Source organism: Flavobacterium endoglycinae (genome assembly GCF_017352115.1).
Classification (GTDB): Bacteria; Bacteroidota; Bacteroidia; order Flavobacteriales; family Flavobacteriaceae; genus Flavobacterium; species Flavobacterium endoglycinae.
In genome coordinates, this window is record NZ_CP071448.1 from 3,374,920 (window position 1) to 3,391,877 (window position 16,958).

Genomic DNA, 16,958 nt, shown 5'->3' on the forward strand with positions numbered 1-16,958 from the left:
TTCTTTAGAATTGCCGGTTTTTTTGTTTAAAGACGTTAAGTGAATATGTTAAAAGCCTTACTGTAAATTATTTAAAATTTATATCTTTAATTGTTGAAAAAACAAACTTTGTGTGAAATGAAATAGCATTTTGTTGTGCTACATTTGTTGTTAAATTGTAATTATAAAAAATATGAAAAAGAAAATTATAATAGCAGGACTCTTATTGGCAACATTGAGTTTTACTAAAATGAATGCGCAGATTAATTTAGGAGATAAAGCAATTGGAGCATTGCAAAAAGGTGTTGCTAGTTTTACTCTAAGCAATACTGACGCGGCTACTTTGTCTAAAGAAGCAGTGCGTAAATTAGATTCGACGAATCAAGTTGCTGGACCAAATGATGGTTACACTTTGAGGTTAAACCGTGTTTTTGGAAAACATACTTCGGGAGAAGGATTTACACTGAATTACAAAGTTTATAAATTGAAAGAAGTAAATGCTTTTGCAACTGCAGATGGTAGTGTTCGTGTGTATTCTGGTTTAATGGATATCATGGATGATAATGAACTATTGGCAGTAATTGGTCACGAAATTGGACACGTTGCTAACAATGATTCAAGAGATGCTATGCGCGCGGCTTACCAAAAAGAAGCTTTAATAGATGGAGTTTCTTCACAATCTGCTAAAATATCTGCAGTTACAGACAGTCAATTAGGAAAAATTGGAAGTGCACTTATCGATAGTAAACACAGCCGTAAACAAGAAACTGAAGCTGATTTGTATTCATACGACTTCTTAAAGAAAAACGGATACAATGTAAATGCTGAAGAATCTGCTTTTAGAATTTTAGCGAAAATGAGCGAAGGTGCAGAAGCTTCTTTCATTGATAGAATGATGAGTTCTCACCCAGATTCTAAAAAGAGAGCCGACGATGCCAAAGCTAGAGCAGAAAAAGATGGTTTATATAAACCATATGTACAGCAAAAAATCGTGAACACGGTTCCTGCAAAAACAACAACAAAAAAAACTACTACCAAGAAAACAACAACGAAAAAAAAATAGTAGCGTATTCGAAATAAATAAAAACGGCAATCTTTTAGATTGCCGTTTTTTATTTATTATCCTAAAACATGATGAGCTAAAACTTTCTGCACATCATAAACATTTACAGATTTATTGAATTGTTTAACAATACTTGGATTTAATTCGCTCGAAACCCAGATTTTTAATTCAGCATCAAGATCAAAAGTTCCTGCTGTTTCTACACTGAAACGAGTAATGCTTTTGTAAGCGATCGATTTATATTCTGTTTTACTTCCGGTTAAGCCTTGTACGTCAACCAGAATTAATCTTTTGTTGGTAAAAATAAAGGTGTCGCGGATTAATTTAAAACCCATTTCAATTTGTTCGCTATCGGTTAAAAGCTGTCCGTATTTATTAACTAAATCTTCTTGGCTTACGGTACCTGCGTTGCCCATTAAGGCTGAAAATATTCCCATTTTGTAATGTTTTAAAGTTTTGATTGATTTTTAATACCTTGTAAATGTAATTGATTTTCTCAGCTTTTTTGAGTTTTGTTAAAATTTAATAGAAGAGGAGTTACTATTGATGAAATGGGGATTAAACTAAAATCCATAAAAAAAGCAGAACCTAGATTCTGCTTTTTTATTTTTATTCTGTTTGTATCGTTATTGGAAGGTTATAGGCAGTTCGAACAGGTTGTCCGTCTAATATGCCTGGTACCCATTTTGTTTTTAATGATTTTAAAACTCTAATAGCTTCTTTTCCTAGTCCATAACCTGGATCATTTTTCACTACGATGTCTGTCATTGTACCGTCTTTTTCGATTACAAATGAAACGTATACACGTAATGTTCTTTCGGCATCCAATTCTGGTTTTGTAAAATTGTTACCTACATAAGTATAAAACTTTTTCATACCACCTGGAAACTCAGGTAATTTGTCTAGCGCTGCTGTTGGTATTGGCTTGTTTGGCTCCACAACTGTTTCTGGTCCTTCAGTTCCACTTCCTCCAGTTGTTGGAATTGCATTTACAACTAATCCGTTTCCAACAGGATTGTCTGAAGGAGTAACGTTATTAGTATTGGTAGCAATTTCAGGTACTGCTTCATCAGCATGAGAAACAACTGGATTGGTTAGTTGTGTTGCAATAGATGCAGCTGCTGGAGCACTTTGTTGCGCTGGAATAATTGGTTCTGGTTCTTTTTGTTTTGGTTTTACAAGATCTGGAAGCGTTACTGGTGTTATAGGACAAGAAATGATTGCAGGTTCAGATGGTGGATCCTGAATTCTAAGCTTACTAATTAGCATCGAAGCACTTCCAATACCGGCTATTAACAGTAATCCTGTGAATAATGCAGTAACAGATGTTTTTGAATTTTCTTGGCGTAATTGATACGCACCGTACTCTTTGTTTTTGTTTTCGAAAACAATGTTGGTCCAATTGTTTTCATAGATGCTAGATTTAGACATGATTTTTGGGTTTTAAGGTTAAGTAACTTTAAATCATACGCGAATAGGGTTTGGTGTTTTAGCAAACAACGTAGAAGTTGTTGTTTTAGTATGTTAATAGATAATTTTTTAAGATAAAATGTGATTATATTTTAATCTTTTTCTAAAGATAGTAAATTATCTATTGCGTTCGATGATTTCGGCTAATAATTTTTTAGCGCGTAGTAACTTTACTTTTACACTGCTCAGAGGCTCGTTTATCTTATTCGCGATCTCTTGATAAGACATTTCTTGAAAGTAACGAAGCTGGATTACTTCTTGATAGTGTGGTTTTAATTCTTTGATGCATTGAAGGAGACGAGAGAGGTTCTGTTCTTTAATTAATGCATCTTCTGCAGATGGAGTAGGGTCGGCTATATTGTATGCCTGTTGGTCTTCATTGTCGGTAATTTCTATAAAAAGATTAGTTCTCTTTTTACGTAATAAATCAATGTGTACATTTTTGGCAATGGCAATAAGCCAGGTATTGAACTGAAATTCAGGATTGTAAGAGCCTATTTTGTCAAAAGCTTTTGAGAAAGTTTCAATAGTAATGTCTTCAGCAACGGTTTCGTTCTCGGTGCGTTTGAGCATAAAACTGTATACTTCGTTCCAGAAATAATCTAATAAAAAAGTAAAGGCGATCTGATCGCCTTTTTTTGCTTTTTCTATTTTAGAATTTATTTCCAATATACAGGTTTTGAAAAGATATTAGTTATAAAGATATTAATTTGAGTTAATATAAGTGCAATCTCAAGTACAGGAAACCAAATTTTAATATCATTTTCTTTCAGTTTTCCGGCCGAAAATCCAATTACTATCCAGACAATTGTATAGCGTGTTGCTAAAATAGCCACTACAGCAATCCATTGAAATTGAAACGCCAGCAGAAGTATAACTGATAAAAAGAAAAATAATTGTGAAAAGAAGAAAAGTCCCAATTGAAATTTATCAAAAAACTTATAGTATTCTGCTGTCGAAATATGTCTTCTTTTTTGGGTAAACCAATCTTTAAAAGATTCCTTTGGTTTTGAATAAGTAAAACTTTCAGGAATATAAGAAACTGTTGTGTTCAATTTATTAGCCGCTTGATTGATGAAAAGATCATCATCTCCTGAACGAACCTGAATATGATCAATAAAACCGTTAACATTAAAAAATTCTTCTTTTTTATATGCTAAATTTCGTCCAACCCCCATATACGGAAGTCCGGCTTTTGCCCATGAAAAATATTGAACTGCTGTTAGCACCGTTTCAAAACGAATTAATTTATTAAGAAAAGAACGTTCTTTCTTTTCGTAACCTCCATATCCCAGAACAATTGTTTTCTCTTTTGTAAATTGTGAAGTCATAGAAGTAATCCAATCTTTTGATTTTGGATAACAATCAGCATCAGTAAATAACAAATAATCCTTTTTTGCGGCTTTAATTCCCAATGTTAAAGCATATTTTTTATTTCCCCAAAAGGCTTCGTTGTTTTCCACTTTAACCAGACGAATGTTTGAATACTGTTTTTCAAATTCTTCAAAAACTTCAAGAGTTTCATCACTTGATGCGTCATCAATTAAAACTACTTCAAAATCAGGATAATTTTGTTCTGCTAAAAGCGGCACAAATTTCTTTACATTTTCCTCTTCATTTTTTGCGCAGACAATCACTGAAACTGGAACGTTTTTAGGAGAAGATTCCTGCGGTTTAGCAAAAGCAAATTTTCCAAAAATCCCTAAGTAATAAAAAAGCTGTATGAAAACAATAGCAATAAAAAAGTAAAATATGTATATAAGCATCTGGATTTAGTTAACTATTAATTTCTAAATTTTGCGAGAACAAATGTAACTATGAAATACTAATTTTCAATGTTTAAATCCGATTTACTTTCGGCATTTTGACATTTCTTTCGCAACAGCAATAGACTGAGGGTTTTCTGTTTTTTCCAATTCCGAAATAATATTTTTATAATTATGATCGTCACGGTTTTGAGAAAGCTTTTTGGTAGCCTGAATTTCTTCGATTTTAATTTCAAAACCAAAGATTCCTCTTGCTTCACGCATGGTTTTGGCAGATAAATCTTCGACCCTTACTGGATTCGCAGAATTGGCTTCGTATTTGTCAACCAATTTTTTTAATTGTTCTACAGAAGTCTCATAATCAACAATTTTAATTCTGCCATAAACATGTACGGCTATATAATTCCAGGTTGGTACATTTTCGTGATCGTACCATGATGAAGAAATATAACTGTGAGGTCCAGTAAAGACAGCTAAAACCTGATCGTTTTCTTTGAAACCTTCCGCTTGCGGATTTAGTTTTGAAATGTGTCCCTGTAGCATTTCTTTTCCGTCAGCATTTACTTCAAGTTCTATTGGGATGTGGGTTGCACAAAGTTTTCCGTTCGTTTGGTTAATCAGGATGCCAAAGCTGTTTTGTTTTAAAAAAGCTTTGATTTCTTCCTGATTTTCATTTTTGTATAAGTCAGGTGTATACATTTTATTTTGTTTTATTTCCAAATGAAGAATTCTCATGGGAATTCTAAAACGAAGATAAAGATTTGAGAAATAACTTATAGATACGTTCTGTAACTTTTTGAGACTTTGGTGTTGTTAATTAGTAATGAAAGTTCAGTGAAGCTTTTTTGAATTTAAATAAATCTGAATTACACTTAAGTATATAATTGTCACGCCAATAAAAGAAAAAATAATTCCTTCAATCAAACATTGTGTTCCAAAATCATTGGATAAAAACGTTCTCACTGGGCGAAAAAAATGTGATACAACTTCTTTTCTGAAAAATTTAAGTCTCAATAAAACGTATAATACTATCGCAACTATAATAGTATTTAGAGATGATAATTTACTTTTCCAATTTATAAAAGCCAGCATGCAAATACCAATTAAGGAACCTAAAAATATCCATACATACACATTTGGCCAAAAGTTAAAAATGCCTTCTTTTGTTGGCAGAAGTTTGTTCCAATATTCAGAATTTCTATATTGAGAATGTGTTTTCGCCCAGATAATTTTTTCAGAAACCGTATAAAATTTAAGTTGCAAAACACCATTAATAAGGAAAATCATTCCAAGTATTTGGAGTAATATAACTTTGATATTTAATTCTTTCATTAAAGGTTTGGTTGATAAGCTAGTAAAATCAGTGCTTAAATTACATTCACTTCAGCTTCAATTTGAATGCCAAAAGTTTCAAAGACTGTTTTTTGAACCTCTTTTGAAACGGCTAAAATTTCCTGACCTGTTGCGTTTCCATAATTTACCAGAACCAGAGCTTGATTTTTGTGAACTCCGGCATCGCCAAAACGTTTTCCTTTAAAACCAGCTTGTTCAATAAGCCAGCCTGCAGGGACTTTTACTTCAGTTTCTGAAACTTCATAATATTTCATTTCAGGAAACTTCTGATGGATCTTTTCGAAATCAGATTTCAATACAATTGGGTTTTTGAAGAAACTACCGCTGTTTCCTAATTCTTTCGGATCTGGCAGTTTGCTTTGTCTAATTGCAATTACGGCATTACTCACATCTTTTAAGGTTGGTTCGGTAATGTTGTTTTTTGCCAGTTCGGCCAAAATGTCTCCGTATGAAGTATTGATTTTATGATTGCGTTTCGTTAATTTAAAAATAACCGAAGTGATAATATATTGGTCTTTCACTTCGTTTTTAAAAATACTTTCACGATAACCAAAATTACACTCATTGTTCGTGAACGTTTTTATTTCCTGAGTGGCAATGTTTATAGCTTCGCAGGAAACAAAAGTATCTTTGATTTCGGCTCCGTAAGCGCCAATATTCTGAACAGGAGTTGTACCGACGTTTCCAGGAATTAGAGACATGTTTTCTAAACCTCCAAAATTATGGTCGATTGTCCAAAGCACAAAATCATGCCATACTTCGCCGGCCTGACTTTCAACCCAGACAAAATCATCGTCTTCTTTACTTATTTTTTTACCTTTTAAATCAATATGAATAACCAAAGCATCTATGTCTTTCGTTAAAAGCATATTACTTCCGCCTCCTAAAATGAATTTTTTCTCGTTTTTATTTTCCTGTAAAACCGTTTTCAATTCATCAATAGAATGAACGGCAACGAATTGTTTAGCGCTGGCTTCAATGCCAAAAGTATTGTATTTTTTTAAAGAGAAATTGGATTGGATTTCCATAAATAAAAGGCTTTTTAATCTGTGTCAAAAGTATGAATTATAACTTTTGGTTTAACCGCAAAAAAACAAAGTTTGTAAAGCTATGCTTTCATAGCGTAAACCCTTGCGAACTTTGCGGTTAAATCATCCTAGAATTTAGCAACTCATGATACTTCTCTGAAATAACCTTCATATTAATATCATAATTCGCATTCTCTTCCACAAATTTTCTGTTTCGGATAATAGCTTGATTTCGCAATTCCGAATTTTCAAAAGACCAGATTAATTCTTTTGCCAGCATTTCAATATTGTCGATTTCAATTAATTGTCCGTTTTCGCGATGGGTAATCCAGCTTTGATTTCCGGGAATGTCGGAAACTATAGGATAGCAGTTGGAAGCCATCGCTTCAAATAAAGAAGCAGAAACACCTTCTGTAATCGGCATGCTGATGTAAATATTGGACTGCTGTAATAATTTTGGAAGCTCTGTATTTGGAATTCTTGCCGTAAAAATGACTTTATTTTCAATTTGAAGTGCTGCAGCTAAATCTTTTAAAAATTGAAGCCTGGTTCCATCGCCTACAATCGTCAGGGAAAAATCTATCCCTTTTTGATTCAAGATTCCGAAAGCTTTTAAAATAGAATCGTGTCTGTATTCGGGCTGAAGTGAACGTGTTACAATCGCTTCAATTTTATTTGAATTATTGGTTGAAGGTGTAAAAAGCGATAAATCAATTCCCTTTGGAAGAACCAAAACTTTATTCATATCAACACCGATTTCTCGCATTGAAATTGTCATAACGGGACCCCAAGCATGAATTAAATGTGCTTTTTTGAAGGCATATTTCTGAATGATTTTTTTAAAAGGATATAAAACGGAACCTTCTGGCCATAAATCCGTTCGGCCTTGTTGCGCGATGGCAATGGTTTTTGATCCAGATAAAGCTGCTAGGAAACCATAACTTGTGGTTCTTTCGGCAATTACCATGTCTGGTTTTTCTTTTTTAATTATTTTCCGGATGGAAATAGGAGAGAAGAAATACTCTAAAATGCGTTTGAATCTGCTGAATTTGGTTTTGTTAGAAGTTTGAAGTTCCCAAGTGATGATTTCAAAATCACCAAATTCTTTCAGGCCTTTCATCCAAGTTATGGCATCGGCGCGGTACGATTCTCCAAGAAAAAGTATTTTCCTTTTCATTATAAAAGTTTTTTCGCCGCGAATTCACGAAATAATTTTCAATAATTTGTGAATTCGCGGCGATTTTTTATCTCTAAAATTCGTCAGTATCCAAAGCTCGGTTGATGAATTCGTTTAAAGGTTTTAACGCAATCAGTTTCTCGCTTGTTTTTTTAACGAAATCTTTTTTAGTGACTTCAGAAATATCGTAGACTTGAGTTGCAGTGAAACTTTTCAACTTTAAAAATTCAATAGCTGGATGGTCTTTCTCATAACCACGAGGCATGCTTTTTAATGAATTGTTTTCGTTTATATCTAAACTTCCAAACTCTTTTTTGAAGTTTTTATCGTTTAAAATTTCTTGTAAATCATCATAAAAGAACGCAATTTCTTTTCGGACTTTTTTTAAGTCTTCTGCTTCTGGCGAGTAAAATCCGCCGGCAATAAAACTCGCACCTTTTTCAATGTGAACATAATATCCAGAACGATTGGCACCTTTTGCTCCTGCCGACATCCAAACGCCTAAATGTGATTTATAAGGCGATTTGTCTTTAGAAAACCGAATATCGCGATTGATTCTAAAAGTACAGTTTTTAACTTCTAAAAAATCTAGTGAAGGATCCAGCGGTTTCATTACATCCAGAAAATCACTTACCAATTGATGATAATCTTTTTTGAAAACCTCGTATCGTTTTTTATTTTCCTGAAACCATTCACGGTTATTGTTTTTCTTTAAATCGTCTAAAAATTGCAATGATTCTTTCGCTAACATATTCGTTTAAATATTTATTGCAGTTGTTTTTAAGTTTATTTAAGCTAATGTAAGAATTTCTATTTTGGGATTGGTTACGAAAACTGATACAAATTGTATCAAATTTTAAAACATGAAAAACTACAAATTAAAAATTTTATAACTCTGATGGGTTGATTTTACAATCGCTTCAGTGCGTTCTGGATGAGTGTCGGATATAAAAAGCTGGCCAAAAGTTTCGGTATTTACCATCTCGATAATTTTAGACACGCGTGTTTCGTCGAGTTTATCGAAAATATCATCAAAAAGCAGAATAGGTTTTACACCGCTTTGTTTTTTTAAAAACTCAAATTGAGCCAGTTTCAAAGCAATTAAAAAAGATTTCTGCTGTCCCTGAGAACCAAATTTCTTTATAGGATGCGAATCTATTTCAAAAGACAAATCATCTTTATGAATGCCTGAACTTGTGTATTGTAGCGCTCTGTCTTTATTGATGTTTTCTTGAAGAAGCGATAATAGATCTTTTTCAAATAAATGACTTTCGTAAACCAATTGCACACTTTCTTCAGATCCGGTTATGGCTTGATGATGTGTATTGAATATAGGTATGAATTGTTCCAGAAAATCTTTTCGTTTTTCGAAAATCGATTTTCCGTATTCATTCAACTGCTCATTATATATAGATAAGGTGTCGTTGTCGAAAGTATGATTGAGTGCAAAATATTTTAAAAGAGCATTTCGCTGTACAATTACTTTTTGATATTGAATAAGCTGATGCAGATAAACAGGATCTAATTGTGAAATAACGCTGTCCATAAACTTACGGCGTGTTTCGCTTCCTTCCACAATTAAATCACGATCGGCAGGAGAAATAATCACAAGCGGAATAAAACCAATATGATCTGAGAATTTATCGTAAGCTTTTCCGTTTCTTTTTAAAACCTTTTTCTGTCCTTTTTTTAAACTGCATACAATTTGCTCTGTTCTGTCATTTTTGTCCAGTTCTGCATCAATTACAAAAAACTCTTCCCCGTGTTTGATGTTTTGCACAGCAAGCGGATTAAAATAGCTTTTTCCGTATGCCAAATGATAAATGGCATCCAATACATTGGTTTTTCCAATACCATTTTTACCTACAAAACAGTTGATCTTGACGTCAAAATCAAAGCTGGCTTCGGAGAAATTCTTATAATTAAATAAAGAGATTTTGTTTAAATGCATTTTTTAAGAGACTCTAAAAAGAAATTTACTGCGTTGAACAGTAAAATTTGAGAATGTAAAATTATCTAATTTTATCGATATAAAGGGCTTTTCAAGCGTTTCAAGTTGATTTATTTTAGTGCTGATGCGAAAGCAGTTACGAATGCTGAAAATATTTTTTTTAAAATAGTGATAATTTTGATTTTTTTTACCTCAGTTTCAAGAAAAATTTTATTTTTGCCGTTCACTAAATTAATTTTAAATGGCTACTTACAATAAAAGAGGATATAAAGCACCAAAAGAGAAGGAAGTTAAAGAGGTAACTGAAGAACAACAGGTAGTAATTGATGAAAAAGACAGCACAACAGCTGGTGTTTTTTCTAAATTAGACGAAACTGCTTCAAGAACTGAGGATTGGGTTGCTAAAAATCAAAAAATCATTATTGGTTTAGTTGCTGGTATTGCAGTTGCTACTATTGGATATTTAGCTTACCAAAAATTCATCGAAAATCCTAAACAAGATGAGGCTGCAAACGAAATGTTTGTTGCTCAGCAAAACTTTCAAAAAGCGGTTGACGGTGTAGCAAGTGATTCATTATACAAATTAGCGTTAAATGGTTCTGAAGGTAAATTCGGATTTGTGAAAATTGCTGATGAGTATTCTGGAACAGATGCAGGGAATTTAGCAAACTACTATGCTGGTATAGCATATTTAAATACAGGTAAATTTGATGATGCTATTAAATATTTAAGCGAATTCAAATCTGAAGATATGATCTTAGGCGCTTTAGCAAAAGGAGCAATTGGAGATGCTTATTCTCAAAAGAATAATCCAAAAGAAGCTTTAAATTACTACGTAAAAGCAGCTGAATCTAACAAAAACGATTTTACAACGCCTCGTTTCTTATTAAAAGCAGCTAAAACAGCTCTTGCTTTAGGTCAGAAAGAAGATGCTTTAAAATATCTGAACGATATTAAAGATAACTTTGATGCAACGCCAGAGGCAGCTTCTATCGACGTATTGATTGGATTAGCGCAATAATTATTATTGCAGAGTTAAGATTTTAGATTTTAGATTCGTAATTTAGCAATCTTAAATTTATAATCTAATATCTAAAGTATACAGATGGCTACTGAAAATAAAAATTTATCAGAATACGATAAAACAACAATCCCAAATGCGAAAGACTTTCGATTTGGGATTGTTGTTTCTGAGTGGAATGACACTATAACTGAAGGACTTTACAATGGAGCTTTTGAAGCTTTAACGGACTGCGATGTTCCTGCACAACAAATTATCCGCTGGAATGTTCCAGGAAGTTTTGAGTTGATTTACGGAGCAAAAAAAATGCTTCAAACCCAAAATGTAGATGCTGTTATTGTAATTGGATGTGTAATTCAAGGGCAGACAAAACACTTTGATTTCGTATGCGAAGGTGTTACACAAGGAATTAAAGATTTAAATGTTCAGACGGATATTCCGGTTATTTTCTGTGTTTTAACAGATAATAATATCCAGCAGTCAATTGATAGAAGTGGTGGTGTTCATGGAAACAAAGGAACAGAAGCTGCAATCGCTGCAATCAAAATGGCTTATATTCGCCAGCAGGCTTCAATTGCACACACTTTTAATCAACCATTATTATCTTCTGGCGCACTACAAATCGAAGATTCTCCAAGAAAAATAGAAAACGAATAAAACACATTTGTTTTAAAAATATTAAAACCTATACTGTGTAAGAATGGTATAGGTTTTTTTGTTTTTTTTATGATGGCTGTTGTTCTAAAAGCAAACCAAAATTCATTAAATTTGTAATTCTTGGTTTGTAAAAACTTAACCTAAACTTTAAAATTATTTTTGCTTAATGTCGAGTATTATTCAATTACTTCCTGATCACGTTGCTAACCAAATTGCTGCTGGAGAGGTGGTTCAAAGACCCGCTTCAGTTGTAAAAGAATTGTTAGAAAATGCTGTTGATGCCAAAGCAACTGATATTAAATTGATTATAAAAGATGCCGGCAAATCATTGGTGCAAGTTATTGATAATGGATTAGGGATGACTGTAACCGATGCGCGTTTGTGTTTCGCTCGTCATGCAACTTCAAAAATCCGTCAGGCCGAAGATTTATTTTCGCTTGGAACAAAAGGTTTCCGTGGAGAAGCGCTGGCTTCTATCGCTGCTATTGCACACATGGAATTGAAAACGAAGCAAGAACAAGACGAACTGGGAACTCATATTGTTATTGAAGGAAGTAAATTTGTTTCGCAGGAAGTGGCTGTTTTGCCCAAAGGAACTTCGTTTGCCGTTAAAAATTTATTTTTCAATATTCCGGCTCGTCGTAATTTCTTAAAGTCAGATACAGTTGAATTCCGTCATGTAATGGATGAATTTCAACGAGTGGCTATGGCGCATCCTAACATTCATTTTAGTTTTTACCACAACGGAAGCGAATTGTATAATCTTCCAGCTGCCGGATACCGTCAGCGAATTGTGGGGATTATGTCGGGTAAAACCAATGAAAAATTAGTTCCGGTTAATGAAGAGACTGAAATTATCAGCATTCAGGGGTTTGTATGCAAACCTGAGTTTGCTAAAAAAACCAGAGGCGAACAGTTTTTCTTTGTAAACGATCGTTTTATCAAAAGCGGATATCTGCATCACGCTGTTATGGCGGCTTATGATGGTTTGCTGAAAGATGGTTTACAGCCAAGTTATTTCTTGTATCTGCAAGTGCCGCCCAATACAATTGATATTAACATTCATCCCACCAAAACTGAAATTAAGTTTGATGATGAACAAGCTCTATATGCTATTTTAAGAGCGTCTATAAAACATAGTTTAGGACAGTTTAATGTAGCGCCGGTTTTAGATTTTGATCGGGATTCCAATTTAGACACACCCTATCATTATAAAGATTTAGAAGCTGAAACTCCAACAATTCAGGTTGACGGGACTTTTAATCCGTTTACAGATGATAAAACTAACCAGCATTACACCAAAGCTAATTCTGGTTCTAGTTATAGTTCTGGATTGTCTTCGTCATCTTCCTCGTCTTCATCTTCAGGATCTTCGTACTCAGGTTCGTCTTATTCGGGATATTCTAAACGAGTTGAGCCAACAGCAAGCTGGGAAAGTTTGTATGTAGGTTTGGATACCGAAAATCCAGAAACGATTGAAAGTTCTCCTTTTACATTCGAAAATGAAGAAGTAACTTCTTCATTGTTTAATGATAATGAAGTGGAACAAGCGAGTCAGAAAACCTATCAAATTCATAAAAAATATATTGTATCTCCAATCAAATCAGGAATGGTGATTGTAGATCAGCAGCGTGCGCATCAGCGTATTTTATACGAGCAGTTTCTGCTGAATATGACCGTAAATCAAGCGGCAAGCCAGCAATTGCTTTTTCCGTTGGATTTGTTTTATTCTGCTGCCGAAATGGAACTTATCGAAGAACTGAAACCATCTCTTGAAACAACAGGATTTATTTTTGATAATACAAAATCTGATCACGTTGTAATTTCAGGAATCCCGGTAAATATTACCGAAAGTGAAGTTTCGATGGTAATTGATCAATTGCTGAGTGATTTACAGGATGGGATTCCAGCAAACAGTTATAGTCAGAATGATACTATTGCAAAATCAATGGCTAAAAGTTTAGCGGTTAAAACCGGATCGTATTTAACCGAAAAAGAACAGGATAATTTAGTAAACGGTTTGTTTGCTTGTAAAGATCCAAATATTTCACCTTTTCAAAAACCTACTTTCATTACCATGCGTGTGGAAGATATAGATAAAAAGTTTGCCTTATGATGAATATGACTCCAGTTGTAAAACAACTGCTTATAATTAATATTATCTTTTTTATCGGTGCTCAGCTGGTGCCGGTTTCGTATGAATATCTAGCACTTTTCTTTCCAGAAAATCCAGAGTTTCAGGTTTGGCAGCCTCTTACTCATATGTTTATGCATGGCGGATTTGCGCATATTGCTTTCAATATGTTTGCTTTATATTCGTTTGGATCGACATTAGAACATTTTTGGGGCGGCAGAAAATTTCTTTTCTTTTACATTTCATGCGGATTGGGAGCTGCTTTGGTGAATTTTGCTGTTAACTATTATTTCTATCAAGACAGTTTAGCTATTTTACAGGCACACGGATTTCCTAAAGCAAATGTGCTTAGTCTGCTTAATGATGGAAAGATCGATACCAGATGGCAGGAAATCTTAACCGTTTCAGAATTTAAGCATTTTATGAATGCTTATTTAGGAACTGTTGTAGGTGCATCAGGTGCTATTTATGGATTGCTTGTGGCATTTACATTTATGTTTCCTAATGCTGAACTCGGAATTTTGTTTATACCGATTCCAATAAAAGCAAAATATTTTGTACCGATTTATATGCTTTTATTTGATGGTTTTTTTGGAATCTTCGGAAGTTCATTAATGGGAATTGAATCTGGAATTGCGCATTATGCCCACATTGGAGGTGCTTTTTTCGGATTTATGATCATGTGGTACTGGAAAAAAAATCAGTTTAATAACAATCGTTGGAATTAATTTTTAACTTTAATATTAATTTTAAGAACCAAACGAATACTTTATGAACATTCTTGACGATTTAAAAATGCAGTATAGACTAGGTGGTATCGCAATGCGCGTTATTTATTGGAATATTGCCTGTTTTATGATTTCATTAATTTTTTTCTATGGGTTTTCAAACGGTCTGTTTTCTTTCCCAAACTGGTTGGCGCTATCGTCAGATCCGCAGGTTTTTTTATTTAAACCATGGACATTTTTAACCTATGCTTTTTTCCATTTCGGATTCATGCATTTGTTGTTCAATATGCTGGTTTTAAACTTTGCCAGTAATTTATTCCTGACCTTTTTTACTCAGAAACAATACTTAGGATTATATATTTTAGGAGCTATATTTTCAGGTATCGTATTTGCGTTAAGCTTTTATGTTTTAGGAACTGCTGCTTCAATAGTAGGTGCTTCGGCAGCCATTATGGCAATTTTGGTTGCGGCAACAACGTATCAGCCTCTAATGAATGTTCGTTTGTTTTTGTTTGGAAATGTAAAACTCTGGCATATTACGGCAGTAATCTTGGTTTTAGATTTAATGCAGTTCCGCTTAGATAATATGGGCGGACACATTTCGCATTTGGCTGGAGCTTTCTTTGGATTTGTGTATATTAAACTTCTTCAAAACGGAACGGATTTAAGTATTGTTATTTCCAAAACATTAGACTTTTTTGCTAATTTATTTAGAAAATCTCCAACGACACCATTTAAAACCGTTCATAAGAATTATAAAAAACCTGCAGAAAAAACGTCTTCAAGAATTGTTACCAAAGATAAAACACAGCAGCAGATAGATGAGATTTTAGACAAAATTAGCCAGTCTGGTTATGATTGTCTTACCAAAGAAGAAAAAGAGTTTTTGTTTAAAGCTGGAAAATAATCCTTAGGCAGTAAATTATGAAAAACCTTTCGTGGTTTAATAAAATAATGTTCTTCCTGAATATAGTGCTAACGGTGTTTACATTTACAGTCTATATTCTGCCTTTTTTAGCGCCTAAAAGTTTTCCGCTTTTATCGGTGCTTACGCTGTTTATGCCGGCTTTTTTTGTAATGAATGGGTTGTTCTTTATTTATTGGGCAATTCAGTTTAAAAAGCGCCTTATTCTGTCTGGCTTGGTTTTATTGATGGGAATTACCTTTATCAATAAGTTCTATAAATTTTCTGCCAAAGAATATGTCAAAGATGAAAAAGATTTCTCGGTAATGAGTTACAACGTTCGTCTTTTTAATGTTTTCAAATGGCTGGATCGTGATGATATACCAGAAAATATAAAAGCCTTTATTGACGAGAAAGATCCGGATATTTTATGTATTCAGGAATATTCAAATTCGGCACATCTGGATTTAAAAGTGTATCCGCATCGTTATATTTTTATTGATGGAAAACAAATAAAAACGGGACAAGCAATTTTTTCAAAATTCCCAATTATAAACGAAGGAAACATCGTTTTTCCTAAATCGGATAATAATGTGATTTATGCTGATATTAAGCGCGGAAAAGACGTTATACGCGTTTATAACATGCATTTACAATCCATTAAAATCTCGCCTGATGTAACGGAGATTTCGGATGATATTGACAATGTAAATCAGAAGAAATCACAGCTTATTTACGCCCGAATCAGTAAAGGATTCAGACAACAGCAAGAACAGGCGGAAATGTTCAAGGAAAATATAAAAACCTGTAAAAGCCCGATTATTATCTGCGGAGACATGAATAATAGTCCATTTTCGTATGTATATCGAAATATTAAGGGCAAATTGAAAGATGCTTTTGAAGAAGCAGGAGAAGGCTTTGGGGCTACTTATAAATTCAAATACTATCCGGCAAGAATCGATTATATCTTTACCGATACTCGAATGAAAGTAAAACAGTTTGAAAGTTTTCCTGATTTCGAAAACTCAGATCATTATCCAATAATGACCCGTCTTTCGTTAATGGAGCAATAATTTTAGATTACTTTTTGTGATTTAAGATAATCCATTGCAAATTTTCCTTCGTTAAAAAGTAAATCTAAAACACTTAAATTATTGATGAATCCGTGTTTGTCGTCAAAAACCTGTGTGTATTTTTCGAATGAATTCTGGTCTTTTTTTCCGTTTGCCAAATATCTAAAATCTGAAAAATTGGTTACTTCATGAAAGTATTCTTCGGTTTTTTCGAATTCTAATTTCATGCGCAGACATTTGGTTACTGTTTCTAAAACTTCCATGTTTAAATCCATTAGAAAGGTATGTTTCTTTTCGAAAACAGGAACAATATCATCTTCAAAGTATTCGAAGAAAGGAGAGCTTCTGTAGGCGGCTTCCAATGATTTAAAATGCTGTTTCTGCCAGTCAAATTCATTTTCGATCAAAATATCTTTTGTTTTTTGATGCGCTGCTTTTGAATGTTTAACAGGAATATTTAAAAGTTGAATTCCATTCGGACTATAGATATAGGTGCGATTTCTGTTAGTCTGCTTCTGAAAATTATCTTCCATTTCAAAAGTGATAGTGTCAGACTGCGCCATTACAGCAAAGTGACTAATTGATGGAAAATAAGTAGGAAGTAATAAGGAATTCATTTTGTGTTTATGTTTAAAAGTTTCAGGTTTCAAGTTT

The 16,958-nt window shown here is 33.4% G+C and carries 18 protein-coding genes; 7 read left to right on the forward strand and 11 right to left on the reverse strand.

Going from position 1 to position 16,958, the window contains the following annotated elements; translation table 11 throughout:
• The first annotated feature begins 172 nt into the window (after positions 1-172).
• A complete protein-coding gene (locus tag J0383_RS14905) occupies positions 173-1,042 on the forward strand; it encodes a M48 family metalloprotease (protein WP_207294800.1) in 870 nt (289 codons plus the stop codon).
• Positions 1,043-1,098: 56 nt separating this feature from the next.
• Here J0383_RS14905 and J0383_RS14910 read toward each other — a convergent pair whose 3' ends face one another.
• The 10 genes from J0383_RS14910 to recF form a co-directional block, all read right to left on the reverse strand.
• Positions 1,099-1,479, reverse strand: coding sequence for a PH domain-containing protein (locus tag J0383_RS14910; RefSeq protein ID WP_207294801.1), 381 nt, complete (start codon positions 1,477-1,479; stop codon positions 1,099-1,101).
• 172 nt (positions 1,480-1,651) lie between these two features.
• Complete coding sequence (locus J0383_RS14915; protein ID WP_207294802.1) at positions 1,652-2,473, reverse strand: energy transducer TonB; 822 nt, start codon at positions 2,471-2,473, stop codon at positions 1,652-1,654.
• Positions 2,474-2,629: 156 nt separating this feature from the next.
• Positions 2,630-3,181 carry an RNA polymerase sigma factor gene (locus tag J0383_RS14920; RefSeq protein WP_207294803.1) on the reverse strand — a complete coding sequence of 184 codons (552 nt, stop codon included), beginning with the start codon at positions 3,179-3,181 and terminating at the stop codon, positions 2,630-2,632.
• Complete coding sequence (locus tag J0383_RS14925; protein ID WP_207294804.1) at positions 3,172-4,278, reverse strand: glycosyltransferase; 1,107 nt, start codon at positions 4,276-4,278, stop codon at positions 3,172-3,174. The genes J0383_RS14920 and J0383_RS14925 overlap by 10 nt, the downstream gene beginning before the upstream one ends.
• A gap of 84 nt (positions 4,279-4,362) precedes the next feature.
• Positions 4,363-4,977, reverse strand: coding sequence for an FMN-binding negative transcriptional regulator (locus tag J0383_RS14930; protein WP_207294805.1), 615 nt, complete (start codon positions 4,975-4,977; stop codon positions 4,363-4,365).
• Between the two features lie 132 nt (positions 4,978-5,109).
• Positions 5,110-5,610, reverse strand: a complete 501-nt coding sequence (locus tag J0383_RS14935; protein WP_207294806.1) for a hypothetical protein — start codon at positions 5,608-5,610, stop codon at positions 5,110-5,112.
• A gap of 35 nt (positions 5,611-5,645) precedes the next feature.
• Positions 5,646-6,659, reverse strand: coding sequence for a UDP-N-acetylmuramate dehydrogenase (murB, locus tag J0383_RS14940; protein ID WP_207294807.1), 1,014 nt, complete (start codon positions 6,657-6,659; stop codon positions 5,646-5,648).
• A gap of 118 nt (positions 6,660-6,777) precedes the next feature.
• On the reverse strand, positions 6,778-7,836 hold the full coding sequence (locus J0383_RS14945; protein ID WP_207294808.1) for a glycosyltransferase: 1,059 nt from the start codon (positions 7,834-7,836) through the stop codon (positions 6,778-6,780).
• 73 nt (positions 7,837-7,909) lie between these two features.
• A complete protein-coding gene (locus J0383_RS14950; protein ID WP_207294809.1) occupies positions 7,910-8,587 on the reverse strand; it encodes a DUF2461 domain-containing protein in 678 nt (225 codons plus the stop codon).
• A gap of 120 nt (positions 8,588-8,707) precedes the next feature.
• A complete protein-coding gene (gene recF, locus J0383_RS14955; RefSeq protein WP_207294810.1) occupies positions 8,708-9,787 on the reverse strand; it encodes a DNA replication/repair protein RecF in 1,080 nt (359 codons plus the stop codon).
• Positions 9,788-10,028: 241 nt separating this feature from the next.
• On the opposite strand from recF, the gene J0383_RS14960 reads away from it, so the two are divergent.
• The 6 genes from J0383_RS14960 to J0383_RS14985 all read left to right on the forward strand — a co-directional run bounded on the left by J0383_RS14960 (position 10,029) and on the right by J0383_RS14985 (position 16,304).
• A complete protein-coding gene (locus J0383_RS14960; protein WP_207294811.1) occupies positions 10,029-10,808 on the forward strand; it encodes a tetratricopeptide repeat protein in 780 nt (259 codons plus the stop codon).
• Positions 10,809-10,892: 84 nt separating this feature from the next.
• On the forward strand, positions 10,893-11,465 hold the full coding sequence (ribH, locus tag J0383_RS14965; protein WP_207294812.1) for a 6,7-dimethyl-8-ribityllumazine synthase: 573 nt from the start codon (positions 10,893-10,895) through the stop codon (positions 11,463-11,465).
• 166 nt (positions 11,466-11,631) lie between these two features.
• A complete protein-coding gene (mutL, locus tag J0383_RS14970) occupies positions 11,632-13,581 on the forward strand; it encodes a DNA mismatch repair endonuclease MutL (protein WP_207294813.1) in 1,950 nt (649 codons plus the stop codon).
• The gene (locus tag J0383_RS14975) at positions 13,578-14,327 is read left to right on the forward strand and encodes a rhomboid family intramembrane serine protease (protein ID WP_207294814.1); all 750 of its coding nucleotides are present in this window, start codon (positions 13,578-13,580) and stop codon (positions 14,325-14,327) included. Before mutL ends, J0383_RS14975 begins: the two co-directional genes overlap by 4 nt.
• A gap of 43 nt (positions 14,328-14,370) precedes the next feature.
• Positions 14,371-15,234, forward strand: a complete 864-nt coding sequence (locus tag J0383_RS14980; RefSeq protein ID WP_207294815.1) for a rhomboid family intramembrane serine protease — start codon at positions 14,371-14,373, stop codon at positions 15,232-15,234.
• A 17-nt stretch (positions 15,235-15,251) separates the two neighbouring features.
• Complete coding sequence (locus tag J0383_RS14985; protein ID WP_207294816.1) at positions 15,252-16,304, forward strand: endonuclease/exonuclease/phosphatase family protein; 1,053 nt, start codon at positions 15,252-15,254, stop codon at positions 16,302-16,304.
• 2 nt (positions 16,305-16,306) lie between these two features.
• On the opposite strand, the gene J0383_RS14990 is transcribed toward J0383_RS14985, so the two are convergent.
• Positions 16,307-16,921, reverse strand: a complete 615-nt coding sequence (locus J0383_RS14990) for a WbqC family protein (RefSeq protein ID WP_207294817.1) — start codon at positions 16,919-16,921, stop codon at positions 16,307-16,309.
• Positions 16,922-16,958: the final 37 nt, after the last annotated feature.

Bases quoted from the DNA above. Each gene is read 5' to 3' on its own strand.
- J0383_RS14950 (WP_207294809.1), bottom strand. From the start codon at position 8,587: ATGTTAGCGAAAGAATCATTGCAATTTTTAGACGATTTAAAGAAAAAC.
- mutL (WP_207294813.1), top strand. From the start codon at position 11,632: ATGTCGAGTATTATTCAATTACTTCCTGATCACGTTGCTAACCAAATT.
- J0383_RS14915 (WP_207294802.1), bottom strand. From the start codon at position 2,473: ATGTCTAAATCTAGCATCTATGAAAACAATTGGACCAACATTGTTTTC.
- J0383_RS14990 (WP_207294817.1), bottom strand. From the start codon at position 16,921: ATGAATTCCTTATTACTTCCTACTTATTTTCCATCAATTAGTCACTTT.
- recF (WP_207294810.1), bottom strand. From the start codon at position 9,787: ATGCATTTAAACAAAATCTCTTTATTTAATTATAAGAATTTCTCCGAA.
- J0383_RS14935 (WP_207294806.1), bottom strand. From the start codon at position 5,610: ATGAAAGAATTAAATATCAAAGTTATATTACTCCAAATACTTGGAATG.
- J0383_RS14960 (WP_207294811.1), top strand. From the start codon at position 10,029: ATGGCTACTTACAATAAAAGAGGATATAAAGCACCAAAAGAGAAGGAA.
- J0383_RS14985 (WP_207294816.1), top strand. From the start codon at position 15,252: ATGAAAAACCTTTCGTGGTTTAATAAAATAATGTTCTTCCTGAATATA.
- J0383_RS14910 (WP_207294801.1), bottom strand. From the start codon at position 1,479: ATGGGAATATTTTCAGCCTTAATGGGCAACGCAGGTACCGTAAGCCAA.
- J0383_RS14930 (WP_207294805.1), bottom strand. From the start codon at position 4,977: ATGTATACACCTGACTTATACAAAAATGAAAATCAGGAAGAAATCAAA.
- murB (WP_207294807.1), bottom strand. From the start codon at position 6,659: ATGGAAATCCAATCCAATTTCTCTTTAAAAAAATACAATACTTTTGGC.
- J0383_RS14975 (WP_207294814.1), top strand. From the start codon at position 13,578: ATGATGAATATGACTCCAGTTGTAAAACAACTGCTTATAATTAATATT.
- J0383_RS14945 (WP_207294808.1), bottom strand. From the start codon at position 7,836: ATGAAAAGGAAAATACTTTTTCTTGGAGAATCGTACCGCGCCGATGCC.
- J0383_RS14905 (WP_207294800.1), top strand. From the start codon at position 173: ATGAAAAAGAAAATTATAATAGCAGGACTCTTATTGGCAACATTGAGT.
- J0383_RS14925 (WP_207294804.1), bottom strand. From the start codon at position 4,278: ATGCTTATATACATATTTTACTTTTTTATTGCTATTGTTTTCATACAG.
- ribH (WP_207294812.1), top strand. From the start codon at position 10,893: ATGGCTACTGAAAATAAAAATTTATCAGAATACGATAAAACAACAATC.
- J0383_RS14980 (WP_207294815.1), top strand. From the start codon at position 14,371: ATGAACATTCTTGACGATTTAAAAATGCAGTATAGACTAGGTGGTATC.